This is a genomic window from Bacteroides sp. AM16-24, assembly GCF_003471885.1.
GTDB lineage: Bacteria > Bacteroidota > Bacteroidia > Bacteroidales > Bacteroidaceae > Bacteroides.
The window spans coordinates 4,485-8,234 of record NZ_QRKI01000036.1 but is presented as its reverse complement, the minus strand read 5'-3'; the positions used below and the strand labels follow the sequence as shown (position 1 = coordinate 8,234).

The 3,750-nt window shown below is 37.7% G+C and carries 2 protein-coding genes; one reads left to right on the top strand and one right to left on the bottom strand.

Features of this window, described 5'->3' with window-relative positions; all coding sequences use genetic code 11:
- The first annotated feature begins 312 nt into the window (after positions 1–312).
- Positions 313–1,641: a site-specific integrase gene (locus tag DW182_RS21765; protein WP_118296828.1), complete on the top strand. Its 1,329-nt coding sequence runs from the start codon at positions 313–315 to the stop codon at positions 1,639–1,641.
- Between the two features lie 456 nt (positions 1,642–2,097).
- On the opposite strand, the gene DW182_RS21760 is transcribed toward DW182_RS21765, so the two are convergent.
- Complete coding sequence (locus tag DW182_RS21760) at positions 2,098–2,364, bottom strand: PqqD family protein (RefSeq protein WP_118296826.1); 267 nt, start codon at positions 2,362–2,364, stop codon at positions 2,098–2,100.
- Positions 2,365–3,750 lie beyond the last annotated feature (1,386 nt).

Below are 3,750 nucleotides of genomic sequence, written 5' to 3'. Positions count from 1 at the left end.
GTATAGCAAACCCGCATTTTCAGCCTGCAAAGTAAAAAACAAATTTCCTAAATTCAAAAGAAATCGTTATTTTTTTATTTTTTCGGTAAAAATGAGCCGAATTCTTCTTTATCATGAAATCTCTTTTCATCTTACATGCTTTTGCGAGCCAAAGGTAGAGATTTTATTGACATCCGCAAACAAAATAAAGGATTTTTTTTATGCTTTTCAGTGAAAATGTATAAATGCAAAGTAATTTATAGCTTCCTTAGACTTTTTTATTGAAAAAGAGAGGGGGATTCTTGTTTATACATCACCATAAAAATGATAATTATGAAACAATTACAGCTAAAATCAAAAGAAGAAAAAGGTTTGAAGATAAGATTCAATTTGAAACAAGTCAGAGAAAAGAATAAACTGACGCAAATCATGCTTATAACGACCGTTAATAAGAGAAGAATCAGAGTCTATACCAAACTCCGTGTAGAACCCAAGTATTGGAACCGCGAAACTTATCGGTGTTTCCAAAATGAAGGATTGAATATTCGTGAGAGGCTACGACTGAAACACATCAACGAACAGATTGACAATCTTGTCATCTCTTTGTATGAAATGGATGAAAGGCTTGCCATGAAAGGTGAGTATCTGTCTGATTCTACAGTCCGGCAGGTTGTTGATGAACACCAGCAGAAAGAGCATCTTTTACAAAATCCGATTGCTTGCCTGAAAAGGCTTGTGGGAGAGTATGAAAAAAGCGTGAACCGCAAAGGAAGACGCGGCATCGAAAGCACTAAGGCTACTTATCTCACTGCTCTGGGGCGTTTGGAGGACTATGACAGACAAAGGAAAGTGCCGATCTGCTCATTTGATGATTTTAACAAAAAGTTTTTTGTGGATTTCACCAATTACTTGTATGGATACAGTTATGGAAAAAGCAAGAAACACTATACACAGAACACGATTATCAACACTTTAAAAGTAATCAAGAACTTGCTGCACCGTGCATACGACAATGAGATGACAACGAACAACTATTTCTTGAAGGTTCAAACCACATTGCCTTCCGATTCAAGCGAGCAAATTTATTTGCAGGAAAAGGAGATTCAAAAGCTCTCCTTGGTGAAGACTGAGAATGACGAAGAGCATGCGGTGAGAGACGCCTTTATCATTGCGTGCTATACAGCATTAAGGATCAGCGATATTCAGCAACTGAACAAGGCAACCGTACGGAAGGGAGTGATATCGCTTTACCAGAAAAAGACAAAAGAACTGGTGGAAATTCCTATTTTGAAGGAAATAGCGCCACTCATTACCTATTATCAACAAGTGGGATTTCCCGTTATAGACAAGGTGAAGGCGAACAGAACCATCAAGGCTCTTGCCGCGCGGTGTGGCATTAACGAGTCTGTCAGCCGTAAAGAGTTCCGTGGGGGAGAAACTACCATCGTAACAATTCCCAAATACGAATTGATTAGCTTTCATACAGCACGCAGGAGCTGCGTGACCAATCTCTATAAACGCGGATACCCGGTAAGCTACGTGATGTCGCTTTCCGGCCATCGTTCTTTTCAAGCATTTCAGCGCTACATGAGGGCATCGAGCAAAGAACTGATGTCTGATTTTGTCCGCTTGCTGAGAAAAGAAAAAGCAATCTTGGCATAGAATCCGAAAAATAATTAAATAAATAACAGTTAGTGTTATTTCAATCCTCCCCTCTTCTCTCTTTTCAAACAACTCCCCTTCAAAGGCGTATGCATGCCTTGCCCAAAATCAAACCTGTATTCATTTCACAAAAATATCTTACTCGATATGGAACCCATGCAGGTTTGACCGGGAGGGGTCTCTGCCGACACCTATAATAATATACTTATTGGTTTGGAAACGATAGCCTCTTTCTTGTCCGTTTGCCAGATAAAATCTTATATATATAATAGGTATAACATAAATTATCTGATAAACACGATTCAGGTATATACACAAAATCCTTCCCTGCCATTTCAAACATCAAAAGGACTCAATCAAAACAAAATAATTTATTTCCTTGATTGTAATAGCGCCTCATTGTCCGTCATGAGTAATAGCAGATTATCAATATTCCCCGAAATGTAATAAGAAAAACTATCCTATAATTCCGCAGCCATTTAAAGCATCCATCCATTTCCGGGCATCAGCCAACGCCTGGTCTTGAGGAATATCATAATGATTCATTAATATTTGTGCGGCATCTTCCAAAGAAAAATCTCTTCCTTGCAGTTCTTTCCAAAGAAGCAATGCTGTACTGTTAAGTGAAATAACCTTAGTCATATCGGCTTGCGACTTTCCTTGTTCGACGATCAAGTTTTCACCTGCAATTTCTCTAACTCTGTAATTTTCTTTAATTCTCATTACGATAAATATTAAATTGATCTTTTAAAGCTGCAAAGGTAAACATTCTCTTTTGAAATCCATACTGGAAAATAAAAATTCGGAGCGACCACATCAAAAACCCGGTCATTCCTTTCAGGTATTTGAACCAGCTACCCAGATGATGAGCTAGTAAAGAGCAGCTTCCAAAAATGTCATGCATTGTGCGACCGGATTCTATCTGGGTCTTTTAAGGAAAACTTCTGCCGGCAAAACACTTATTTCGGTAACTCCTTATCAGAAATGGGGATGTGATACCTGACTTCGCGTGATAGGGCAAAGTTTGTATGTTTTTCATCTTAATCATTTTGCAGTAATGAATGTTTTTATGACTAAAGTCCCAAAAGTAATTAAATCTGTATTGCTTGGCTTTTGTATGTTAATTTGACTTTGAAATACAGGGTATGAAATAAGATTAGGGGGCTGGTCAATAGATTAGAGGCTTCAAGATTATTTTAGGTCAAAATATTATACAATATATTAAATGCCTGCAAAATGCAGAAATATGATTAATGAATGGAGCAAAGCCCCCAAATCATTCATTTGGATTTCTGGTGCATTTTTTATACCACTCCTTTTTTCTTTTGTTTCCTAATATTCGGTATATGCCTTTAAAGACAATGTGCAATCTATTGGTGGAATAAATGTTTTCTTCCTCACTTCCGAAAGGAACCGAACCGGACTTTGGCCATACCTGGAGTGTATCTGAGCCGTATTTGCTCCGTAGCAAATTCGGTTGGAGGTACTCCTATGCGGAGATAATACGGAGTTGGTACGGGCTTGATCCCTATTTGATACGTTTCTGACAGAAGTGAAACCAGCGGCTAATTCTGCCAAAGGGCACATGTGATAAGTGAGAAGATGCCTTAGAAGTGGAGAATATGGTCAGTGCGTAAGGATGATGGATAGCCTCAAGAATATGAATCACTCATCTTCGTGATACGAACCAATAGTAAACAGATATATAGCGGACGACAAGGGAACTTTTAGCATTATTCAATGCAGGTCTACTTTTTAATGTTGGTGTCTGAAAATGGTGTCACGCTTATCTCTTGTAATAAGTTGCTTCTTTATTTACAATCTATAGTTTGTTGAAAATAAGCAACTTACAACCAAGCTTTCTTATAGGTGAGGTGCTAAAAAGCAGTGTCAATATATTTAGGTGACGAAATTTGCTTTTTATCAATGAGCTTGTAAGGAACTGTATACCAGTGTATTTGTCCATTTTTTGTGCACTCTTGGGGAAATCTTTTTTCTATATTGGAGTGTTTTTGATATTGTGTAACATGAAGATAATCAAGGGAATATGAGTCTGATTTATTTAGGAAATTTGTTTTTTACTTTGCAGGCTGAAAATGCGGGTTTGCT